The sequence below is a fragment of the Streptococcus mitis genome (assembly GCF_047465045.1).
Taxonomy (GTDB): domain Bacteria; phylum Bacillota; class Bacilli; order Lactobacillales; family Streptococcaceae; genus Streptococcus; species Streptococcus mitis_DT.
This window is the reverse complement of the sequence record NZ_JASHAR010000001.1, coordinates 202296-222856: the sequence shown is the minus strand read 5'-3', so window position 1 is coordinate 222856 and position 20561 is coordinate 202296. Positions and strand designations below refer to the sequence as shown.

General features: G+C 37.9%; 17 protein-coding genes. 14 read left to right on the top strand and 3 right to left on the bottom strand.

Annotation, left to right across the window (positions count from 1 at the left end; all coding sequences use genetic code 11):
• Window positions 1-47 precede the first annotated feature (47 nt).
• Together QM409_RS01070 and QM409_RS01065 are read left to right on the top strand one after the other, a co-directional pair.
• Window positions 48-749, top strand: a complete 702-nt coding sequence (locus QM409_RS01070) for a response regulator transcription factor (protein ID WP_414304918.1) — start codon at window positions 48-50, stop codon at window positions 747-749.
• The gene (locus QM409_RS01065) at window positions 746-1624 is read left to right on the top strand and encodes a sensor histidine kinase (protein ID WP_261265847.1); all 879 of its coding nucleotides are present in this window, start codon (window positions 746-748) and stop codon (window positions 1622-1624) included. Before QM409_RS01070 ends, QM409_RS01065 begins: the two co-directional genes overlap by 4 nt.
• A 40-nt stretch (window positions 1625-1664) precedes the next feature.
• Here the strand turns inward: QM409_RS01065 and QM409_RS01060 are convergent, their stop codons facing one another.
• From QM409_RS01060 to QM409_RS01050, 3 genes are all read right to left on the bottom strand, one after another.
• Complete coding sequence (locus QM409_RS01060; protein WP_261265848.1) at window positions 1665-2417, bottom strand: ABC transporter permease; 753 nt, start codon at window positions 2415-2417, stop codon at window positions 1665-1667.
• 10 nt (window positions 2418-2427) lie between these two features.
• Window positions 2428-3336, bottom strand: coding sequence for an ATP-binding cassette domain-containing protein (locus QM409_RS01055; protein ID WP_261028809.1), 909 nt, complete (start codon window positions 3334-3336; stop codon window positions 2428-2430).
• Window positions 3337-3477: 141 nt separating this feature from the next.
• Entirely contained in the window at window positions 3478-4287 is an 810-nt protein-coding gene (locus tag QM409_RS01050) for a Cof-type HAD-IIB family hydrolase (protein WP_414304919.1), read from the bottom strand.
• A 117-nt stretch (window positions 4288-4404) separates the two neighbouring features.
• Here QM409_RS01050 and rexB point away from each other — a divergent pair, with 117 nt between their 5' ends.
• The 12 genes from rexB to QM409_RS00990 all read left to right on the top strand — a co-directional run bounded on the left by rexB (window position 4405) and on the right by QM409_RS00990 (window position 20548).
• Window positions 4405-7680, top strand: a complete 3276-nt coding sequence (rexB, locus tag QM409_RS01045) for an ATP-dependent nuclease subunit B (RefSeq protein WP_414304920.1) — start codon at window positions 4405-4407, stop codon at window positions 7678-7680.
• Window positions 7677-11327: a helicase-exonuclease AddAB subunit AddA gene (gene addA, locus QM409_RS01040; protein WP_414304921.1), complete on the top strand. Its 3651-nt coding sequence runs from the start codon at window positions 7677-7679 to the stop codon at window positions 11325-11327. The genes rexB and addA overlap by 4 nt, the downstream gene beginning before the upstream one ends.
• Before the next feature lie 214 nt (window positions 11328-11541).
• Window positions 11542-12720 carry a hypothetical protein gene (locus QM409_RS01035; RefSeq protein WP_414304922.1) on the top strand — a complete coding sequence of 393 codons (1179 nt, stop codon included), beginning with the start codon at window positions 11542-11544 and terminating at the stop codon, window positions 12718-12720.
• A 320-nt stretch (window positions 12721-13040) separates the two neighbouring features.
• Window positions 13041-13772 carry a capsular polysaccharide biosynthesis protein Cps4B gene (cps4B, locus tag QM409_RS01030; protein WP_060628350.1) on the top strand — a complete coding sequence of 244 codons (732 nt, stop codon included), beginning with the start codon at window positions 13041-13043 and terminating at the stop codon, window positions 13770-13772.
• Between the two features lie 235 nt (window positions 13773-14007).
• The gene (locus QM409_RS01025; protein ID WP_052691054.1) at window positions 14008-14583 is read left to right on the top strand and encodes a sugar transferase; all 576 of its coding nucleotides are present in this window, start codon (window positions 14008-14010) and stop codon (window positions 14581-14583) included.
• Window positions 14584-14781: 198 nt separating this feature from the next.
• Window positions 14782-15330, top strand: coding sequence for a YveK family protein (locus QM409_RS01020; protein WP_228112187.1), 549 nt, complete (start codon window positions 14782-14784; stop codon window positions 15328-15330).
• A gap of 1 nt (window position 15331) precedes the next feature.
• Window positions 15332-15985, top strand: a complete 654-nt coding sequence (locus tag QM409_RS01015) for a CpsD/CapB family tyrosine-protein kinase (RefSeq protein WP_045611653.1) — start codon at window positions 15332-15334, stop codon at window positions 15983-15985.
• Between the two features lie 30 nt (window positions 15986-16015).
• Window positions 16016-17116 (top strand): EpsG family protein, encoded by a 1101-nt coding sequence (locus QM409_RS01010; protein ID WP_414304923.1) that lies wholly within the window; start codon window positions 16016-16018, stop codon window positions 17114-17116.
• A 16-nt stretch (window positions 17117-17132) separates the two neighbouring features.
• Entirely contained in the window at window positions 17133-17966 is an 834-nt protein-coding gene (locus tag QM409_RS01005; protein WP_414304924.1) for a glycosyltransferase, read from the top strand.
• A complete protein-coding gene (gene tagD / locus QM409_RS01000) occupies window positions 17963-18361 on the top strand; it encodes a glycerol-3-phosphate cytidylyltransferase (protein WP_173876139.1) in 399 nt (132 codons plus the stop codon). Before QM409_RS01005 ends, tagD begins: the two co-directional genes overlap by 4 nt.
• Before the next feature lies 1 nt (window position 18362).
• Window positions 18363-19442 (top strand): glycosyltransferase, encoded by a 1080-nt coding sequence (locus QM409_RS00995; RefSeq protein ID WP_414304925.1) that lies wholly within the window; start codon window positions 18363-18365, stop codon window positions 19440-19442.
• Window positions 19439-20548, top strand: coding sequence for a CDP-glycerol glycerophosphotransferase family protein (locus tag QM409_RS00990; protein ID WP_414304926.1), 1110 nt, complete (start codon window positions 19439-19441; stop codon window positions 20546-20548). Before QM409_RS00995 ends, QM409_RS00990 begins: the two co-directional genes overlap by 4 nt.
• The last annotated feature ends 13 nt before the right edge of the window (window positions 20549-20561 follow it).

Here is a 20561-nt window from a genome sequence, read left to right as displayed (position 1 = left end):
CTTTATCAATAAAACATGCTATAATAGTTGCAGAAAGGTTGGTGTTTATGGCTAGGATACTGGTTATTGAAGACAATAGTGACATTCAAGAAATTTTGCGAACACTTCTTACTGAGGAGCATGAGGTGATTCAAGCCTTTTCTGGTACAGAAGGAATCATGCGTTTTGACCAAGGTGGGATTGACCTCGTTTTGCTTGATATCATGCTTCCTGGGAAAAATGGGGATCAGGTTTTAAAATCTATTAGGGAACAAAGTCAAACTCCAGTCATTATGCTAACGGCTTTGAGCGATAAAAAACTTATCAGCCAATATCTTTTAGACGGTGCCAATGATTACATAGTGAAACCTTTTGATTTGGATGAAGTCTTTGCAAGAGTTACTGTTCAGTTACGCCAAAGTGTAGAAAAACAGCCTATGGAAATAGGAAACACTGAAAATCTGACACTAAACTTGAAAAATATCCAGTTTGATGCAGAAAGTTTTGAAATTAAAAATAGCCAGGAAACGATTCGCCTTGCCAAAAAAGAATGCTTGATTCTCCAAACTCTCCTCAAACATCCTAAGAAAATTTTCACCAAGGAAGAACTTTATGAATTGGTCTGGGAGGATAGCTACCTACCTGGAGATAATACTCTCAATACGCATTTGAGTAATCTTCGTAAAAAATTAAACCAGCTTGACCCAAATCAAGAATACATTGAAACCATCTGGGGAGTTGGGGTAAGATTAAAAGGAGACAAGCAATGACCTACATGATAATTTTTGTCCTACTAGTACTCCTAATTATTTTATCGATTTCATTGATTCGCTACCATCTAGCACTTAAAAACTTGAGTCAACAGATAGAAGACAAGATTCTTACGGGTAGTATGAAAAGAGTCGGAGTCAGCATTTTTTCCAAACATTTTTTACATCTCTACCAGCAGATTGAAAATCTATTTCAAGAAGTGGAACAATCTCGATTGGTGATGAAAAGGGAAAAGCAGACTCTGGATATGGCCATCAGCAATATTGCCCATGATATTCGGACGCCTCTGACTATCGCTTCAGGCTACACCCAACAATTGATAAAAACTCCTGAAAACAAATCAGAAACCTTACAAAAAATAGCCCAGCATCTTGATTTAGTTTCCAAACGTTTGGAGGCTCTTCTAGAATATCGTCGTTTGATGGAAGGGGCTGTTAAACCGAAACTGGAAGAAGTGGATTTTTCAGCTTTTATCACTAAAAAGACTCTAGCTTATTATGATGTTTTTCAGGTGGCAAATATCATGCTTGATTTTAAGGTTGAAGCTGGTTTAAAAACGAGGACCGATGAAGACTTACTGGATCGAATTTTACAAAATCTGCTTGGGAATGTCCTCAAACATGGCAAGGAAGAAGCACTTCTCTCTTTGAGAAAGGAAAAGGAACAGCTTGTCTTAGAGATTGCAAACCTTGTCAAACAGCCCATCAAAAGAATAGAAAAACTCAGCAACCGTTTTTATTCTGAAAATCTATCTGATACTGAAGAATCATCTGGTTTAGGCCTTTATATCACTGAGGAATTATGCCATCTTCTCGGTGCAGAGATGAAACTAAGCACAGATGGACAATGGTTGTCGGTTTTTATTTATTTTTAACAAAAAGAAACCTCCTCTGTAGGCTAGAGGAGGTCTTTTTTTATAGACTTTTCTTTTTGAAAACTGCCAGTCCACCTAGATTAAAGATTACAATAACAGCTAAGGTAACTATAAGTGTATAGAAAATGGATTCACTATTAGCAGTCATAGCATAGGTAAATTGCAAGGACAAATATGGCAAAATTTTGATAGTTGGAAAAATGAGCATTGGCATAGAAAGTAAGATAGAGCTGACAAAATAACCAATAAATACCGCAAGATAAGAATGACTAATATAGAGGATGAAGGAAACAATGGAAAGCCAAGCAAGGAGGCAAAGCAATTGAAGGAAAATGGTTATCAGTAGATTTCCAATAAAACCATCAGGTATCGTACCAAGGCCGTTTAGTATAGTTGCTGGAATAAAGGCAATCACAAGACAGATGATGACTTGTAAAAGTGCAATAGAAGCTAATACAAAGGCTTTGGCTAGAAAAAACTCGGTACGAGAGACACCTACTGTTAAATTATTTTTATAGAGTTTGCCGATTAAATCAACTCCAAGAACGAGGCAGGCTAGGATGATGCAGAGAAAAACGAGGTTTGAGCCTTGACTAGATGCGTTGATTAGGGCTTGTACACCATTCCAACCTTGGGTTGGAATATCTGGTTCTTCTGCCTGGATTGCCATCAGATGACCCGTAGCTCCTATACTTGCTCCCATTAGCATGAGAGCAAAGAGAATGAACTCTGTAATCCAGAATCCTTTGGAACGGAAAAGACGGTAAAAGTCTGCTTGAATGGTATGTATCATGATTTTCCTCCTATTCGACCAATTGGGTGAAGTATTCTTCTAGGTTTTGACGGGCATAGTAAATCTCGTCAATGGCAACATCTGCCAAGGTTAATTCCTTGAGAATCTGTTTGACATCTTGTTCATTTCCAAAGATATGGATTTCATTTTCAGGGTTCACTACCTTAAACTGGAGTTGTATTTGTTCTTTCAATACTTGACAAGCTTTCTCTTGGTCGGCTGTCTTAAGCACAATATAATCCTCACTTAGTGTTTCAAATTCAGCTTTGCTGATTTCACGGATAATCTTTCCTTGATCTAAAATACCAAAGCGATTAGCTACGAGGTAGAGTTCTGACAAGATATGGCTAGAGATGAGAATGGTGATCCCTTTCTCTTGATTGAGCCGTTGAATCATTAGTCGAAATTCTTTGATACCTATTGGGTCGAGACCGTTGATAGGTTCATCTAGGATTAGGAAGTCTGGTTTGGATAGGAGGGCAATGGCAATACCAAGTCTTTGTTTCATTCCTAGCGAGAAATCACGAAAGACTTTCTTACCTGTATCTGGCAAACCTACATAATCCAGGGTTTCTCGAATGACTATATCAGCATTTGGAATATGACGAATCATACAATAATATTTCAGATTTTGGTAGGCTGTTAAGTGATTATGAGCTACGGGTGATTCGATAACAGAACCTACTCGAGATAGAGCCTTGGTCCACTCATTTTCCGTTTGGCTAGAGAAGAGGGAAACAGTTCCTTTATCCGCAAACAGTAGTTGCGTAATGATTTTTATCAAGGTGGTTTTCCCAGCTCCGTTTTTTCCGATAAGTCCATAAATATCTCCCTCTCTTATCGTTAGATGAAGATCCTGAAGAATAGCTTGTTTGGCAAAGTTTTTGGACAATCCATGAATGTCGAGTACTGTTTTCATGATTCTCTCCTTTTGATTTATTTTGATAACTTTAGTATAAAGCATAGAAATCAAAGAAAGCTCAAGCATTTCTAAAGAGTTTCTAAAGTTTTAGGAATTCTTAAATATCAAAACCCAGTTTACACGAACTGGGCTTCTTAATTATAAAATATATTTCTCAATCGCACGCGCAACACCGTCTTCTTCATTGCTGGCTGTAACGGCATCAGCTAGGGATTTGACATAATCGCTGGCATTTCCCATAGCAATACCAAGGCCTGCAAGCTGGAGCATTTCGATATCGTTATTGGCATCGCCCATAGCCATAATTTCTGAGGAATCAATCTTCAGAATCTCTGCCAGTCGTGAAAGAGCGGTAGCCTTTGTCGTTCCAAGCGGCATGGCTTCATAAATAACAGGCTGCGAACGAACTCCGCTAAATCGTTGACAGAGTTCCCCAGCAAAACGCTGCTCAAAATCGTCTGTTTGGCTTTCTGTCCCCAAAAACATACCTTGGAACATACGGTACTTGCCACTAGTCGCTTCCTCAAGGGAAATTTCAGTCAGGTCTGAAAAGACTAGGTCGGAATCATTTTGGATGACTTGATTGGGCTTGCCACCGAGGACAAAATAATGTTCCTCATCAAAAAGAGTCAACTGAACATCACTTTTTTCAGCTAGGTCATAGAGGTATTCAATGTCAGATGGACTGAGTTCTTGCCAATCAACCAGACTCCAATCACTTGTCTGGTGAGTTGAGCAACCGTTGTTAACAATGACATATTCGTTCTGGAGGTCAAGACCCAGTTTTTTATAGTAGGGGAGGACACCGAAAAGGGGGCGGCCCGTACAAAGTACCAGTTTGACACCTTTTTCAATAGCTTGGTGAATAGCAGTAATATGAGCTTGTGGGATTTCCTTGGCTTCATTGAGGAGGGTTCCGTCCATATCCAAGGCTAGTAGTTTAATCATAAGACTTCCTTCTTTATCTTTTGGTATTATTATAGCATATTTTGGAGGAAAGGAGGAGGAATCTTCGGGCTAATCATGGTATAATAAAAGGTAATGAAAAATTCCAACGAGGCTGAGATGAAATTACTTTATACTGATATTCGGACTTCTTTGACTGAAATTCTAACCAGAGAGGCGGAGGAGCTAGTTGCTGTGGGCAAGCGGGTCTTCTACATCGCTCCCAACTCTCTTTCTTTTGAAAAGGAACGTGCCGTGCTGGAATGCTTGTCCCAGCAGGCTTCTTTTGCGATTACTGTTACGCGCTTTGCTCAAATGGCTCGTTATCTGATTTTGAATGATTTGCCAGCTAAGACCAGTCTTGATGATATCGGTCTTGGTATGGCCTTTTACAAATGCCTTGCCGAACTTGATCCTAAGGATTTACGTGTTTATGGAGCTATCAAGCAGGATCCTCAGTTTATCCAGCAGTTGATTGATCTTTACCACGAGATGACCAAAGCTCAGATGAGTTTTTTGGACTTAGAGAGTTTGACGGATGAGGAAAAGAGAGCCGATTTGCTCTTGATTTTTGAGAAAGTAACGGCCTATCTCAATCAAGGCATGTTAGCTCAGGGAAGTCAGTTGTCCCATTTGATTGAGGCTATTGAGAATAACAAAGTTAGTAGTGATTTTACTCAAATCGCCTTGGTTATTGATGGATTTACCCGTTTTTCTTCCGAAGAAGAGCGAATTGTGGGCTTACTTCACGGCAAGGGTGTTGAGATTGTCATTGGAGCCTATGCTAGTAAGAAAGCCTATACTAGCCCTTTTAGCGAGGGCAATCTATACCAAGCCAGTGTGGAGTTTCTCCATCATCTAGCCTTTAAATACCAAACACCTGCCCAGGATTATTCTCAAACTCATGAGAAGATGGACAGCTTTGACAAGGCCTCTCGTTTGCTGGAGTCTTCTTATGACTTTTCAGAATTAACATTGGATGTTGATGATAAGGACCGTGAAAACTTACAAATCTGGTCTTGCTTGACGCAAAAAGAAGAGTTGGAGTTGATAGCCCGTAGAATCCGTCAGAAATTACATGAGAACTCAGAGCTGAGTTACAAGCATTTTCGTATTCTCTTGGGGGATGTAGCATCTTATCAATTATCTCTAAAAACGATTTTCGACCAGTATCAGATTCCTTTCTATCTTGGTAGAAACGAATCCATGGCGCACCACCCTTTAACTCAGTTTGTCGAGTCTATCTTGGCTTTAAAACGCTATCGTTTCCGTCAGGAGGATTTGATTAACCTTCTCAGAACAGGTTTGTACACCGACCTTAGTCAGGCTGATATTGATGCTTTTGAGCAATATATCCGCTATCTTGCTATCAATGGCTTGCCAGCCTTTCAGCAAACCTTCACCAAATCCCACCATGGAAAATTTGATTTAGACCGTTTAAATGCTCTTCGTCTACGTATTTTAACACCTCTTGAGACACTTTTTGCTAGACGAAAGCAAAAAGCTGAAAATCTCTTGCAAAAGTGGAACTCTTTTCTAAAAGAAGGAGATGTGACCAAGCAGTTACAAGATTTGACATCCACTATGGAAGCTCTTGAACAGGAAAGACAAGCCGAAGTTTGGAAGGCCTTCTGCCATGTTTTAGAACAATTTGCGACTGTTTTTGCTGGTTCGCAGGTTAGTCTAGAGAACTTTCTAGCCTTGCTCCATTCTGGAATGAGTTTGTCTCAGTATCGCACTATTCCAGCGACAGTGGATACTGTTCTGGTGCAGAGTTACGATTTGATTGCACCATTGACTGCTGACTTTGTCTATGCTATTGGTCTGACTCAGGACAATTTACCAAAAATCGCGCAGAATACCAGTCTTTTGACTGATGAAGAAAGGCAAAACCTAAACCAAGCGACAGAAGAAGGCGTTCAATTGCTGATTGCCAGCAGTGAAAACCTCAAGAAAAATCGCTATACTATGCTTTCCTTGGTCAATTCTGCTCGTAAGCAATTGATCTTGTCGGCTCCAAGCCTTTTTAACGAAAGTGAAAGCAAGGAATCAGCTTATCTTCAAGAGTTGGTCCATTTTGGATTTAGTCGAAAAGAGAAGAGGATGAATCACAAAGGGCTGTCTAAGGAAGATATGGGTTCATATCACAGTCTTTTATCTAGTCTGGTTGCCTATCACCAGCAGAGCGATATGAGTGAGACTGAGCAAGATTTGACATTTATTAAGGTTCTGGCGCGTGTCATGAGTAAAAAACTAGACCAGCAAGGTTTGGAGAATCCAGCCCTCCCAACCAGTCCAAGCAGTAAGCAGTTGACCAAGGATACCTTGCAGGTTCTCTATCCAGCTGATCAGGAATTTTACCTGTCTACGTCTGGTTTGACGGAGTTTTACCGAAACCAATACAGTTATTTCCTCCGTTATGTTCTAGGCTTGCAGGAGGAATTGCGCCTACGTCCAGATGCTCGTAGTCACGGAAATTTCTTGCACCGTATTTTTGAACGTGCCTTGCAGTTACCTGACGAAGATTCCTTTGAAAAACGTCTAGAACAAGCTATCCAAGAAACCAGTCAAGAACGCGAATTTGAAGCCATTTATCAAGAAAGTTTGGAAGCCCAGTTTACAAAGGAAGTTTTGCTTGATGTTGCACGGACGACTGGACATATTCTCCGCCATAATCCAGTTATTGAAACCATCAAAGAAGAAGCAAATTTTGGTGGGAAAGAGCAAGCCTTTATTCAATTGGACAATGGTCGCAGTGTCTTTGTACGAGGTAAGGTTGACCGGATTGACCGTTTGAAAGCTGATGGAGCGATAGGGGTAGTAGACTACAAGTCTAGTCTAACTCAGTTCCAATTTCCTCATTTCTTTAATGGGCTCAATTCCCAGTTGCCAACTTATCTAGCTGCCTTAAAGAGAGAAGGGGAGCAGAACTTTTTCGGCGCTATGTACTTGGAAATGGCTGAACCTGTCCAATCTCTGATGACCGTTAAAAGTCTGGCAGGTGCAGTAGTAGAAGCTAGCAAGTCAATGAAATACCAAGGCCTCTTTTTAGAAAAAGAAAGCAGTCATTTGGGCGAATTTTATAACAAAAACAAGGCCAATCAGCTGACGGATGAGGAATTCCAGCTCCTACTAGACTACAATGCCCATCTTTACAAGAAAGCAGCTGAGAAGATTTTAGAAGGTCAGTTCGCCATTAACCCTTATACTGAAAATGGCAGAAGTATTGCACCGTATGTTCAGCAACACCAAGCCATCACTGGATTTGAAGCCAATTACCACTTGGGTCAAGCCCGTTTCTTAGAGAAGTTAGACCTGGCTGATGGTAAGCGTCTGGTCGGAGAAAAGCTCAAGCAAGCTTGGTTTGAAAAAATAAGAGAGGAGTTGAATCGATGAAGCCCATTCCCTTTTTAACTGAGGAGGAAATTCAAAAACTGCAAGAAGCAGAAGCGCATTCGAGTAAGGAACAGAAGAAAACTGCCGAGCAAATCGAAGCTATCTACACTTCTGGCCAGAATATCCTGGTCTCAGCATCGGCTGGTTCTGGGAAGACCTTTGTCATGGCCGAGCGTATTCTGGACCAATTGGCTCGTGGTGTCGAAATTTCTCAACTCTTTATCTCAACCTTTACTGTCAAGGCAGCGAACGAACTCAAAGAACGTTTGGAGAAAAAAATCAGCCAACAAATCCAAGAAAGCGATGATCTCGACCTCAAACAACACTTAGGTAGACAGTTGGCAGGCCTACCCAACGCTGCCATCGGAACCATGGATTCCTTCACACAAAAATTCCTTGGCAAACACGGTTATCTACTTGATATTACGCCTAATTTCCGTATTTTACAAAACCAAAGCGAGCAACTCCTTCTAAAAAATGAAGTCTTTCATGAGGTCTTTGAAGCCCATTACCAAGGAAAACAGAAAGAGACCTTTAGTCATTTGCTGAAAAATTTTGCAGGGCGTAGCAAGGACGAACGGGGTCTGTGCCAGCAAGTTTACAAAATTTATGACTTCCTCCAATCCACCAGTAATCCTCAAAAGTGGCTGAGTGAATCTTTCCTCAAAGGCTTTGAAGAGGCTGATTTTAGCAGTGAAAAAGAAAAACTGACCACACAAATCCAACAAGCCCTTTGGGATTTGGAAAGCTTTTTCCGTTACCATCTGGATAATGATGCCAAGGAGTTTCCCAAGGCTGCCTATTTAGAAAATGTTCAGTTGATTCTGGATGAGATTGGCTCCTTGAATCAGGAGTCCGATAATCAGGCTTATCAGGCAGTGCTTGAGCGTGTTGTCGCCATTTCAAAAGAGAAAAACGGTCGAGCTTTGACTAATGCCAGTCGTAAGGCTGATTTAAAGCCCCTGGCTGATGCCTACAATGAAGAGAGAAAGACCCAGTTTGCTAAACTAGGTCAACTGTCAGACCAGATAACCATTCTCGACTATCAAGAACGTTATCATGAAGATACATGGGAACTAGCTAAGACTTTCCAAACCTTTATGAGTGATTTTGTGGAGGCTTATCGTCAGCGTAAACGTCAGGAAAATGCCTTTGAATTCGCTGATATCAGCCATTACACTATTGAGATTTTAGAAAATTTCCCGCAAGTTCGTGAGGCGTATCAGGAGCGTTTCCACGAAGTCATGGTCGATGAGTATCAGGATACCAACCATATTCAAGAACGGATGTTGGAATTGCTGTCAAATGGTCACAATCGCTTTATGGTAGGAGATATCAAGCAGTCCATCTACCGTTTCCGTCAAGCAGACCCGCAGATTTTCAATGAAAAATTTCAACGCTATGCGCAAAATCCCCAAGAAGGAAAGCTGATTCTCCTCAAGGAAAATTTCCGTAGTAGTTCAGAAGTGCTGTCAGCAACCAATGATGTTTTTGAACGTCTTATGGACCAAGAAGTCGGCGAAATCAACTATGATAACATGCACCAGCTTGTTTTTGCCAATACCAAACTGACTCCCAATCCAGACAACAAGGCAGAATTTCTCATCTACGACAAGGACGATACAGGCGAGGAAGAAGAGAGCCAAGCAGAAACGAAATTAACAGGGGAAATGCGCTTAGTTATCAAGGAAATCCTTAAACTTCATCAGGAACAAGGTGTTGACTTTAAAGAAATCGCCCTTCTGACCTCCAGCCGCAGTCGTAATGACCAGATTCTTCTCGCCCTGTCTGAGTACGGGATTCCTGTTAAAACCGACGGAGAGCAAAACAATTATCTCCAATCCCTAGAAGTGCAAGTCATGCTAGACACTCTTCGTGTCATTCATAATCCCCTGCAAGACTATGCCTTGGTTGCCCTTATGAAGTCTCCAATGTTTGGCTTTGATGAGGACGAGTTAGCACGTTTATCTCTTCAGAAAGCGGAGGATAAAGTCCAAGAAAATCTCTATGAGAAACTGGTCAATGCACAAAAAATGGTAAGTAGCCAAAAAGTCTTGATTCACTCAGCTCTAGCTGAGAAACTAAAGCAATTCATGGATATCTTGGTTTCTTGGCGCCTGTATGCCAAAACCCACTCCCTCTATGACTTGATTTGGAAGATTTATAACGACCGTTTTTATTATGATTATGTGGGGGCTTTACCAAATGGTCTTGCTAGACAGGCTAATCTCTATGCACTAGCTCTGCGTGCTGATCAATTTGAAAAGAGCAATTTCAAAGGCTTGTCGCGTTTTATTGGTATGATTAACCAAGTTTTAGAAGCTCAGCACGATTTGGCAAGCGTGGCTGTCGCACCGCCCAAGGATGCTGTAGAACTTATGACTATTCACAAGAGTAAAGGGCTAGAGTTTCCTTACGTCTTTATTCTCAATATGGATCAAGATTTCAACAAGCAAGACTCTATGTCAGAAGTCATTCTCAGCCGTCAGAATGGTCTTGGTGTCAAATATATTGCCAAAATGGAGACAGGGGCAGTAGAAGACTACTATCCTAAAACCATCAAACTCTCCATTCCTAGTCTGACTTATAGACAGAATGAAGAGGAATTACAGCTAGCAAGCTATTCAGAACAGATGCGCCTTCTTTATGTTGCTATGACAAGGGCTGAGAAAAAGCTCTATCTTGTCGGTAAAGGTTCTCGTGAAAAGCTGGAAGCTAAGGAATACCCAGCAGCTAAAAATGGAAAACTAAACAGCAACACTAGACTTCAAGCAAGGAATTTCCAAGATTGGATTTGGGCTATCAGCAAAGTGTTTGCAAAGGATAATCTCAACTTTTGTTATCGTTTTGTTGGTGAAGATCAGCTGACTAGAGAATCTATCGGAGAGTTGGAAAACAAAAGTCCTCTCCAAGATAGCTCCCAAGCAGACAATCGTCAGTCAAATACCATTAAAGAAGCTCTTGAAATGCTGAAAGAAGTTGAAGTTTATAATACTCTTCACCGCGCAGCCATTGAACTTCCTAGTGTTCAAACCCCAAGTCAAATCAAGAAATTCTACGAACCTGTTATGGATATGGAAGGTGTTGAGATTGCAAGTCAAGGACAGTCAGTAGACAAGAAAATCAACTTTGATTTGCCAGATTTTTCAACCAAAGAAAAGGTAACAGGAGCTGAGATTGGTAGTGCCACCCACGAACTCATGCAGAGAATGGATCTCAGTCAGCGACCAACTCTTGCTAGCCTGACAGAAACTCTCAAACAAGTTCAAACTAGCCCAGCTGTCAGAGACAAGATCAATCTTGCTAAAATTCTTGCATTCTTTGACACAGCACTCGGTCAGGAAATTCTCGCTAATACCAACCATCTTTATCGCGAGCAACCTTTTTCCATGCTCAAACGAGACCAAAAGAGTCAGGAAGACTTCGTTGTCCGTGGTATCCTTGATGGCTATCTACTTTACGAAGATAAAATTGTTCTGTTTGACTATAAGACAGACCGCTATGATGAACCGAGTCAACTCGTAGACCGCTATCGTGGTCAGTTAGCCCTATACGGAGAGGCTTTATCTCGAGCCTATTCGATTGAAAATATTGAGAAATACTTGATTTTACTAGGTAAAGACGAAGTTCAAGTTGTAAAAGTATAATTTATACTCTTCGAAAATCTCTTCAAACTACGTCAGCTTCAACTTGCCGTAGGTATGGTTACTGACTTCGTCAGTTCTATCCACAACCTCAAAACTGTGTTTTGAGCTGACTTCGTCAGTTCTATCCACAACCTCAAAACTGTGTTTTGAGCAACCTGTGGCTAGCTTCCTAGTTTGCTCTTTGATTTTCATTGAGTATTAGAAAGGAGACCTCATGACACTTCCAGTTAGAAAATCCCTGCATGATGCGGTTTTACAGGCTTCAAAAGCTGATACTTGGGAACAAGCTACCAAGGAATGGAATGAAGTTTCCTTGATTTTTAACGGTATCGGCCGTAGCAATTGTGTCTGTGGAAATGCTATCAAATACGCTTATGAACTCTTTAACGGTGTCACAGGCCAACGCCTCTTTCCGATTGGTAGCGACTGCGTTCGTCATTTTCATCGATTGTCCCTTGACCAGCAACTGGAAGAGGAAGAAAAACTACTCAGAAAAGTTGAAAATCTGACCAGAAAAGCTAAGAAAAAGGAAAAAATCAAGGTCAATAAAAGTGACTTTGACGAGCGACTTCTAAAATGGCTCTGGGAAAAAGGTGTTTTTAAACCCAATCGTGGCAATCAGTTCTCACCTGAGAAAGATTACCAGCTCTTCCTAGAAGTCTTTCAAGGAGGAAGTTGGACCAAGGCAGAACCCAAGACGAAAGCACGGATGGAAGAAGTCCTTGAAAAGTGCATCAAACCCTTTTTACTTGGCAAATCAGATGACCAACTCTACCTTGTCAAGCTAGGTAAGGAAAAAATTGACTACGAACAGGAACTCCGTATCCAGGCAGAGAAGGAGCGTAAGAAGAGGGATAAAATCGCCAAGCAATATGCAGACAATCTGGTCCTAGCCATGGGTCCAGCAGAACGTGCCTATCAAGATTACTTTGGCTTTACGGAGACCTTGACCCAAGAAGAACGCAAGTGGGAGAAAATTCTTTTTGGTAAAAATAGGACAGAACGGGCTGTCAAGGCCAAACAATACCAAAAAGAGCTGGAAAAAGACCAACGAATTGCCGGTCAGGATCCAATTGAAAGAAAGCAGAAGCAGACCTGGCTCCTCAATTCCTATTTTCGTGAGCTTCCTGAAGAAAAATCCCGCTTTGCTCGACTCTTATTAGAATATCGAAAAAGTGGAGAAGTTCCCTTTTCAACCCAATACCTGTCAGATCATCTCATCAACTTTTTCTATAAAATGAAAGCTTTTGAGTTTGAAATCTCACCAGAACAAGTCCGAGACTTCTTAAAAGAAAGCCTTCAGACAGAACATCTATCCTCAGCACAAGAAAGCTGGATAGATGGAATTCTTCTCAACTGCATCAAACCATTTTTAGAACGATTATTGATATAAGTAACACCTGCCGTGGAAATGCCATGGTAGGTGTTAGTTTTAATAGTCAGTGTCATTATTATTCTCAACAGATTTATTCGAAAACAAAACACGCTTATTTATATATGCTTTATTATACTGGATAACTTTTAAAATATTATGAGAGACTTAATTATGAGAGACTTAATTATAAGTAGCTTATTTTAATGTTTCGTAGTATAATAACATCAGGAAAACAAACTGTATAAACCAATATTTATAGGTTATTCTAAATACTTATATATAAATGCAGGAATTATTTATTACAGTAACTAAAACTCTATTATATAAGGAAATATTACATGATTGATATCCACTCTCACATTGTTTTTGGTGTAGATGATGGACCAAGCACAATTGAAGAAAGCCTAGCTCTTCTGAAAGAAGCTTTTTCACAGGGAGTTCGTACAATTGTATCCACTTCACATCGTCGTAAAAATATGTTTGAAACTCCAGAAGATACAATTATGACCAACTTTAAAGAGGTTCAAGCACTTGCTAAGAAAGAACTGCCTGACTTAACTCTTTTATATGGAGCTGAAATATACTTCACCCAAGATGCTCTTGACAAATTGGAAAGCAAGCAGATTCCTACTCTGAACGATACACAATATGCTTTGATTGAATTCAGCCCGACCACCCCCTATTGGGAAATCCGCAATGCAGTAAATAAAGTTTTATTGTTAGGTATTAGACCTGTCATTGCCCATATTGAACGCTATGCTGAACTAGAAAAAAATGAAAAAAGAGTTAAAGAGCTGATAGATATGGGATGTTATACTCAAATAAATAGTTCAAGTGTTCTTAAGCCTAAAATGTTTGGGGATAAGTATCGCTTACTCAAAAAAAGAGCTCAGTATTTTCTATCCTATAATCTAGTTCACTGTGTGGCTAGCGATATGCATAATCTAAGCTCAAGACCACCATATATGAAGCAAGCATTTGACGCAATTAGTCATCAGTATGGAAAGGAAAGAGCAGAAGAATTATTTTTAGTAAATCCTCAGTTGATTATATCGAACAAAAATATTTAGCAACATTTAATTTAGGTATATTTCCTGTATTTTAATCACGTAAGCTTGAAAATCTTATTTTTTTATGTTATATTGAACTGTATGATTTAATTCTTGGTAAATATACATATTTTTATTAGTTCTAGCTTTTTATACTCAGGACTATATATATATATATATATATATGCATCAACGTAGTGAGTGGCGCACGCATATATATGTGTGCGCCTTAGTTTTTTCTAGGAGAATGATGCTTATGTATAGGAGAATTAAGAGAATTATAGGTCTTCTAATTTCTATACCCTCATTACTATTAATTATCCCGATTTGTTTAATAGCATGTATCTTTATTGTAATCGAATCAAGTGGTAATCCTATTTATATACAAGAACGAATTGGTTTAAATGGACAAAGTTTTTCAATTTATAAACTCCGATCCATGTATCAAGATGCTGAAAAGAATGGTCATAAATGGGCGAGCAAAAATGATACACGCATTACAAAAGTTGGACGTTTTATTCGTAAAACACGAATTGATGAATTACCACAAATCATTAATGTAATTAAAGGTGAGATGTCCATTATTGGACCACGACCAGAACGACCAGAGTTTATCAATGAATTTTTGAAAGATATCCCTAATTTTAATGAACGTTTAGCTGTCCGCCCAGGAATCACAGGATGGGCTCAAGTAAATGGTGGTTATGAATTAACTCCTAAAGATAAATTAGTCTACGATCTATTCTATATCAATCACGAAAGTATCAAGTTAGATTTTCTTATACTATTAAAAACAATTAAAGTGATGGTTACCGGGAACGGATCTAGGTAGTTCTAAGAAAGAAAAAATAAATAAAAGGAAACAAACAATAATATGACTATTTTTAATAAAAATATTAATAGGGTTTTTTCTTTGATAAAAAGCAAACTACTATTTTTACTTCTATTTACTATAGTAGGGACGACAGCAGTTGGTCTATATACTGTTTTTATCATTTCTCCTATATACAGTGTATCCTCTAAGCTCATAATGAAGAACACTTCAAGTCAAACAAATGGGCAAAATAATGATGCGCAAACGATTGAAGCTATAAACCTCTTTCAAAGACAAGCTAAGACTTATTTAGAGATAGCAGATCTTCCCCCTGTAAAAGATGAGACCAATAAAGCATTAAGCTTATCACCAGATGAAATTTCAAAAATCAAGTCTGTTAAATTAACAAATGACTCAGGTTCTCAGTTGGTCACAATAACAGTGAGAGGACTAGATCGAAATTTAGCTGAACGTTATATTAAAGAGTATGTGTCTCAGTACAAGAAATTTACAGCAGATAGATTAGGGCGCGACAACTTGTCAGTTGTTACAGAAGCACTGGGAAGTGATTCTCCAGTTTATCCCGTTCTATGGAAGAATCTTCTTGTATCTATTCTAGTATTTTCTTTTGTAGGATTTAATGTTATTTTCATCAAATATGTACTGAGTGATTCGATTGATTCTTACGAAGACTTGGAAGAGTTAGTGGGAACACCTGTTCTCGGGATGATTCCGACTATAGAGAGAAAGAGAAGAGGTGAGTGACATGCATATCGAAGTTATTCATAACAGTAAATCCATCGTAGCTGAGTCCTTTAGAACTTTAAGGAGTAATCTTCAGTTCTCAGAATTTGGAAAAAATATTAAAATCATTGTCGTTACAAGTGCCAACCCCAATGAAGGCAAGAGTGAAGTCAGTATCAATCTTGCCGCCTCTTTGGCCCAACAGGGGAAAAGAGTGATTATCATAGACGCGGATATGCGTAAACCAACTCAACATAAATTAACCGAGCTAAATAACACTGAAGGACTCAGCACTTTTTTATTAAAGAAGTCAGGAGTAGATTCCATTAATCATTTGACGATAAATGATGTGAATTTAGATGTGCTGACTTCAGGACCTGTTCCGCCTAATCCTTCTGAGATGTTAGCTAGTTCTTCTATGGATGAAACACTTAAAGCATTTGAGGATTTTTATGACTATGTCATTATCGATACCCCTCCCTTGCTAGCAGCAACTGATGCCCAAGTTTTAGCCAGTATTTCGGATGCTACCCTTCTGGTAGTAGATATCAAAAAATCAAAACGACGACAAATAATAGAAGCAAAAAGAAGATTAGACCATGTTGGAGCTAGACTACTTGGTGTGATAATGAATAAAATTGATTCACATAAAGATACCTATTATTACTATTATTAAACTAACTATTTGAAAGGCAGGAGAGAAAAAATGACAATCTATCTTTTAATGTTCGTCTATGTCTCTTTTCTTGCCTTTTTCTCATTGAAATATGAGGATAAAGTAAAAGAGTTAGGTTTCCTTGTTCTTCCGACTTTTTTCTTTTTTTTAATCATTGCAGGTTTTCGTACTTCTAGTGTAGGTGGAGATTTAGGAACTTATATCCATATTTTTGAATCAAATAATATTCAGATTCCAGATTTATCACATTTATTTCGTTCTCGATTTGAAATTGGGTACTTACTGTTCACTATTTTTCTAAGAAACTTCAGTGATCATTATCCATTCCTCTTATTCGTATTTGCATTTCTGACCTTATTAAGTTGGTTTTTTGTTCTTTATAAGCATTCTAAAAATGTTTACATGAGTTTACTGATTTACTTCAGCTCGTTAGGACTCTTTTTTTATTCTTTATCAAATATCAGGCAAGGTCTGGCGATTGCTTTAAGTTTTTTAGGGTTTCACTACTTAGTAAAAAACAAGAAGATTTTAGCATGGGTATTTATCTTACTAACTCCCTTATTTCATACATCTGGTATCGTCTGCCTCTTGTTTTTCCCCCTTAAAAAAATCGTTTTAAATAAAAGAATATACCAATTTGTGTTCCTTGCATTTCTAATCATCTTACCTTTTATCAAACAAATTGCAACTATCTTTATTTCTTTCTTCCCTCAGTATACTTCCTATCTGGAATCATCATGGTTTTTGGAAAGCAATAAATGGGCACCTGTATTTTTAACAATTTGGTATGGTATCGTTCTGATCTTTGGTGAATTAGTGATTAGAAAACAGAAGTTATCGACTGAAGAAGAATTTATAAGAACTTTGTTCTTTATCTCCTTTTTATTTACTGCGTCAACTTTGCAAACAAGTCTTTTTGGCAGATTCGCACACTATTTTACCCCCTTTATTTGCCTATATATCCCTATGATTTTATCTAAAATAGGTGACAAAAAAGTTCAATGGATTTTATTTTATTTGATGATATTGGTTTACGCTTCAATCTTTCTAGTCATTGTTTATTTTAAAGCTGACTGGTACCATGTCGTTCCCTACCGTTCAGTTATTGTAGATTGGTTATTTGGAAATTAGGTTTAGGAGTTATAAAATGAAATTTTCAGTTCTAACGACAGTCTATAAAAAAGAGACTCCTACAAATTTAAGGAAAAGTTTACTAAGTTCTTATCAGCAGACCCTTAAACCGACAGAAATCATTTTAGTTTGTGATGGCGAATTGACTGAAGAGTTAGAAATAGAAATCCAAAAGTTGCAGAGAGAGATTCCGATTTTAAAAGTTTTTCATTTACCTGAAAATTTAGGCTCAGGACCAGCCTCTCTCTTTGGAGTCAATCAATGTCAAACAGAATTCATTGCTAGAATGGACAGTGATGACTATTCTCTAGAAACAAGGTTTGAGAAGCAATTAGTAGCCTTTGAAAAAAATCCCAATCTCATCATGGTTGGGTCCAATATCCTAGAAAAAAATACAGAGTTTACCGCCTTAAAGAAAGTACCAGAAACTACAGCCGAAATTCGTCAATATTCGAAAATGAGAAATCCCTTTAATAATCCATCGAGTATGATGAAAAAAGAGTATATCTTGAAGGCTGGCAATTATCGTAAATTCCGTTACCTAGAGGATTATGACCTCACAATGAGATTGTTACACGATAATCCAACTAAGGATTTTTTGAATATCCAGGAACCTTTAGTAGTCATGCAGACAAATGATTCAAGCTATCTGCGGAGGGGCGGTTTCCTGTATGTAAAGACTGACTTTATGCTCCAATTAGATTTTTATCGCAGAAGAGATATTACTCTAGTAGAATTATTTAGAAATATTTTCCTTCGTAATGCGGTTCGGATTCTTCCGAATTCAGTTAGGAAATGGGTCTATAAGAAAAAAATGAGAGAAGATGTAGAGGTTATTAGGAAGATATGAAAAGAGTCATTACATATGGAACATTTGATTTATTGCATTACGGTCATATTAACCTTTTAAAAAGGGCAAAATCCTTGGGAGATTATCTCATAGTTGGACTTTCTACCAATGAGTTCAATAGACTGGAAAAAAATAAAGAATGTTATTTTGATTACGAGAAAAGAAAATCTCTATTAGAGGCTATCAGATATGTGGATCTCGTTATACCAGAAGAAAATTGGGATCAAAAAATCTCAGACATAGAAAAGTATCATGCTGATGTGTTTGTCATTGGAGATGATTGGCAGGGAAAATTTGATTATTTAAGTGATTTTGGAATAGAGGTTGTTTACCTATCACGAACAAAAGAAATTTCAACAACTAAGATAAAGAATGATTTGAATCAAGGGAACTAGGATGAAATATCAGGTCATACATGTAACAGGTGGTGTAAGGAATACCATGAGTGGGGTACAAAGTTTTATCAAAAACCATATCCCAACTGATGATCAAGAGTTTGAATATATGGTCGGAGAGTCAAATGGAGACGCTCATTTCCCATTTAATCAATACCTAGATGAAAAAAAAATCAAACGCATTGTTTTTCCAGCCCTAAAGATTTCTAAACTATTTGCCTATGCAAGAGAGTGCCGACAATTTTATAAAAGTAATAAAATTGACATTCTACATGTTCATAATCCTATAACCGCTTTTATCCATAATTACTATGCTCGAAAAAATGGTGTTCCAGTTAGGATTTACCACAACCATAGTAGCCAATTTTCAGACACTTGGTTAAAAAGTATTCGCAATCGATTTTTGGTATTTTTAGCTTTGAAAAATGCGACCCATCGTATCTCTTGTGGTCAATTAGCTGGATTGAAGATATTTGGAAAAAAAGAATTTCAAATCCTTCCAAATGCAATTGACATCAACAAGTATCGGTTTTCTCCAACTTTTCGAGAAGAAATTCGCAAAGAGTTTCATATAGCTGAACATCAGAAAGTAGTTGGGATGATTGGCATTTTAAATCCCTTCAAAAACCAGAGTTTTTTGATTGAAATTGCTAAAGAATTGCCTGATGTTACTTTTTTCTTTGTTGGTGAAGGACCAGATCGTTCAATTCTAGAAGGAAAAAGTAAGGAATTGAAGAATATTATCTTTACAGGAAAAAGAGAAGATGTTCATAAATTTTATTCAGCCTTTGATATTTTTGCCTTTCCATCTTTGTATGAAGGTTTCCCAATCGTGCTGGTAGAAGCTCAGTGTTCCGGAGTCAATATTATCATGAATGAAACGATTGATCCGACAACTCAGATAGTTGGTGAACTCTGTACAGCTATGCCTCTAGATAAGGATAAATGGGTAAACTATATAGAAAAGGCGCCTTTCAAGGATAAGCAACGACAGCTGAATGAACACCTAAAGCGATTTGACATTGAAGAAAATGTTCAAAATTTAAAAGAAATTTATAAGCAAGGTTTAAAAAGAGAATGATCAACTATTTAAAACCCTTACTGTTTAAAGTAAGTGATTTTACTTATAAACTAAATAAAATGATTCCCAAGAAAAGGAACAGAATTGTTCTCTATTCTAACTGGGGTTTCAGAGATAATCTTAGAACCCTCTATCACTATTTAGTGGATAATGGCTATCAGGAAACATACGAAATCGTTTGTGCTTCAAATGATTTTTATCATTTAGAAAAAGAAAAGAATGTGAAGTATGTTTCTATTTATCAAGGTTTCTTTTATTTTTTAACATCTAAATATTTTTTCTATTCTTTTGGCAAGTATCCTGTAAAGCCTGCTTCAAAGCAGATGGTTGTCAACTTGTGGCATGGAATGCCCTTGAAAAAAATTGGCAATCTTGAAGTTGGCATGGAAAAGATTGACTATAATTTCTTTACAAAATTAGTCTCTTCTTCAGATTTATTTACTCCAATTATGAAAGCAGCCTTTAATGCTAAAGACGAGCAGATGCTTCTTGTTGGTAATATTCGAAATGATGAACTCTTTAAAGAGAAAGAAGAGAAGAAAATTATCTGGATGCCAACCTACCGTAATTCTAAAAACTATCATGATAGCCAAGCAGCATTGATTTTTTCATTAGAAGAAGAGGATTTTAAAAACATTGAAGAACTACTCTCAAACTATGGCTATCAACTTTATATTAAACTCCATCCTCTTGAGGAATCTCAGTTGAAATTTGAAATGAATGCTTCGACGATTCATCTATTGACAGAAGATATCATTAGTGAGCAATATGGGACTTTATATACCTTTTTAGGAACAACCAGTGCATTGATTACAGATTATTCTTCAGTATTTTTAGATTATTATTTATTAAATAGGCCAGTTGCATTTACGATTAATGATTATGAGGAATACAAGGAAAAAAGAGGCTTTGTGTTTGAAGATGTGAAGAGTTTAATGGTGGGAAGTGTCATTCGTGATTCGCATGACTTATTAGACTTTCTAGAGAATGTCATGAAATCTGAAGATCCTTATATTGACGAACGAAAAAAAGTCAATAACAAGGTAAATGCCATTCAAAAAGATTTTACAAAGACACTTTTGGATGAAATTGGATTAAGGAAATAAGGTTAGGATAAAG

What these genes read in the sequence shown, in the direction of transcription:
- QM409_RS01070 (WP_414304918.1), top strand. Translation starts at nt 48, where the DNA reads ATGGCTAGGATACTGGTTATTGAAGACAATAGTGACATTCAAGAAATT.
- QM409_RS01065 (WP_261265847.1), top strand. Translation starts at nt 746, where the DNA reads ATGACCTACATGATAATTTTTGTCCTACTAGTACTCCTAATTATTTTA.
- QM409_RS01060 (WP_261265848.1), bottom strand. Translation starts at nt 2,417, where the DNA reads ATGATACATACCATTCAAGCAGACTTTTACCGTCTTTTCCGTTCCAAA.
- QM409_RS01055 (WP_261028809.1), bottom strand. Translation starts at nt 3,336, where the DNA reads ATGAAAACAGTACTCGACATTCATGGATTGTCCAAAAACTTTGCCAAA.
- QM409_RS01050 (WP_414304919.1), bottom strand. Translation starts at nt 4,287, where the DNA reads ATGATTAAACTACTAGCCTTGGATATGGACGGAACCCTCCTCAATGAA.
- rexB (WP_414304920.1), top strand. Translation starts at nt 4,405, where the DNA reads ATGAAATTACTTTATACTGATATTCGGACTTCTTTGACTGAAATTCTA.
- addA (WP_414304921.1), top strand. Translation starts at nt 7,677, where the DNA reads ATGAAGCCCATTCCCTTTTTAACTGAGGAGGAAATTCAAAAACTGCAA.
- QM409_RS01035 (WP_414304922.1), top strand. Translation starts at nt 11,542, where the DNA reads ATGACACTTCCAGTTAGAAAATCCCTGCATGATGCGGTTTTACAGGCT.
- cps4B (WP_060628350.1), top strand. Translation starts at nt 13,041, where the DNA reads ATGATTGATATCCACTCTCACATTGTTTTTGGTGTAGATGATGGACCA.
- QM409_RS01025 (WP_052691054.1), top strand. Translation starts at nt 14,008, where the DNA reads ATGTATAGGAGAATTAAGAGAATTATAGGTCTTCTAATTTCTATACCC.
- QM409_RS01020 (WP_228112187.1), top strand. Translation starts at nt 14,782, where the DNA reads ATGAAGAACACTTCAAGTCAAACAAATGGGCAAAATAATGATGCGCAA.
- QM409_RS01015 (WP_045611653.1), top strand. Translation starts at nt 15,332, where the DNA reads ATGCATATCGAAGTTATTCATAACAGTAAATCCATCGTAGCTGAGTCC.
- QM409_RS01010 (WP_414304923.1), top strand. Translation starts at nt 16,016, where the DNA reads ATGACAATCTATCTTTTAATGTTCGTCTATGTCTCTTTTCTTGCCTTT.
- QM409_RS01005 (WP_414304924.1), top strand. Translation starts at nt 17,133, where the DNA reads ATGAAATTTTCAGTTCTAACGACAGTCTATAAAAAAGAGACTCCTACA.
- tagD (WP_173876139.1), top strand. Translation starts at nt 17,963, where the DNA reads ATGAAAAGAGTCATTACATATGGAACATTTGATTTATTGCATTACGGT.
- QM409_RS00995 (WP_414304925.1), top strand. Translation starts at nt 18,363, where the DNA reads ATGAAATATCAGGTCATACATGTAACAGGTGGTGTAAGGAATACCATG.
- QM409_RS00990 (WP_414304926.1), top strand. Translation starts at nt 19,439, where the DNA reads ATGATCAACTATTTAAAACCCTTACTGTTTAAAGTAAGTGATTTTACT.